We start from the raw sequence: 1,443 nt of genomic DNA, 5'->3' as shown, positions 1-1,443 counted from the left end.
CACCACTTTACAAGTAATTGAATAAATTCAATTCAAAAAATAACATAACTGAGCCTTAAATTGTTAATAATCTTTAGTGACAAAACCAAAAATAACAAATAAGGAGCTCAGTTATATTATGATTATTAACGAAAAATCAACTTTAAAAACATTAAAAAAATATTTATTTTTATATAGAGATATTTTCTACAAGCGTAGCTTTCAATTATTTGTACTTATGATTTTGGCTATTATCACTATGCAAAAGGTTCAATCTATTAAATATTTATACGAAAAATTCATATCTAAATACTGGAATAAATCGCTTAATAGCTTTTACTATTTCTTAAATGATAAAAATCATTGCATAGAAGATATTATGAAAACAACAGCTAGAATAGGTATATCATTAATACCTTCAATTGATAAAAACTGTAAATCTATATATCTATCAATAGATGATACGCTTCAACCTAAATTTGGAGATAAATTTGAGCATAGATATAAACTATTTGATCATGCCAAACATAGTGGGACTAAATATATAAACGGTCACTGTATTGTATCTATGGCAATGAATATACCTATTCAAATAGAGAATGAACTTAGATATATAACAATACCTTTAGGATACAAACTCTATGATAAATCATGCACTAAATTAGAATTAGGTAAGAAATTAATATCTGCTGTGATGCCTGAATTAGATGGATTTCAAGTTATTGTTTTGTGTGATAGTTGGTACACTAAAAAACCATTTCTAGAAATTACAAAAGAGTATAAAAACTTAGATGTCATTGGTGCTGTACGTAGTGATACAGTTTTATATGACTTAAAGCCAGTCCCTACGGGGAAACGAGGTAGACCTAGAACAAAAGGTAATAGATTAAATTACAAAAGATTTGATTATGTACAAGAAAATGAATTCTATATAGCTACAGTTAAATGCATAACAAATCTATCAAAGAGACCTGTAATAATAGCAGTTACAACAAATGATATAAACACATTTTCATCTGTAAGAATGTATCTAAGTACTATAGAGTTAGAAGATGTACAGAGTAAGTATAATAAAAATAGTAAGAATGAAGATTCTAATATATATGATGTATATAGAATGAGATGGAATATTGAAGTCATGTTTTATCAGCAAAAATTATTTTGGTCATTAGGAACATATATGATTAGAAGTAAAGTGTCTATAGAAAAATATATAAATTTTATAGGGGTAGCCTATTCTGCTATGAGTTTACTACCTTTTATTAGTTGTACTCTTAAAGAGTATAGATTCTGTAGTCCGCAAGAAGTTAAGCATGTAGTTGGCGAAGCCATTAGAGAAGAACTATTTTTTAGCAAGTTGTTGAAAATACAGCAAATCAAGAAAAATCTATCTCGCATTCCATACCTATGTAGATATATTAATATAGAAGATTTAGCAAGTTAGATTTTCTTGTAAAGTGGTGT

1 protein-coding gene is annotated in these 1,443 nt (G+C 27.0%); it reads left to right on the top strand.

What is annotated here, in order from left to right:
* The first annotated feature begins 118 nt into the window (after positions 1 to 118).
* Positions 119 to 1,423 carry an IS701 family transposase gene (locus Tmeso_RS15755; RefSeq protein WP_099192875.1) on the top strand — a complete coding sequence of 435 codons (1,305 nt, stop codon included), beginning with the start codon at positions 119 to 121 and terminating at the stop codon, positions 1,421 to 1,423.
* The last annotated feature ends 20 nt before the right edge of the window (positions 1,424 to 1,443 follow it).

Source organism: Tepidibacter mesophilus (assembly GCF_002724055.1).
Taxonomy (GTDB): Bacteria; Bacillota; Clostridia; order Peptostreptococcales; family Peptostreptococcaceae; genus Tepidibacter_A; species Tepidibacter_A mesophilus.
The sequence above is the reverse complement of the archived record's forward strand: the minus strand, read 5'-3'. Positions and strand labels throughout refer to the sequence as shown.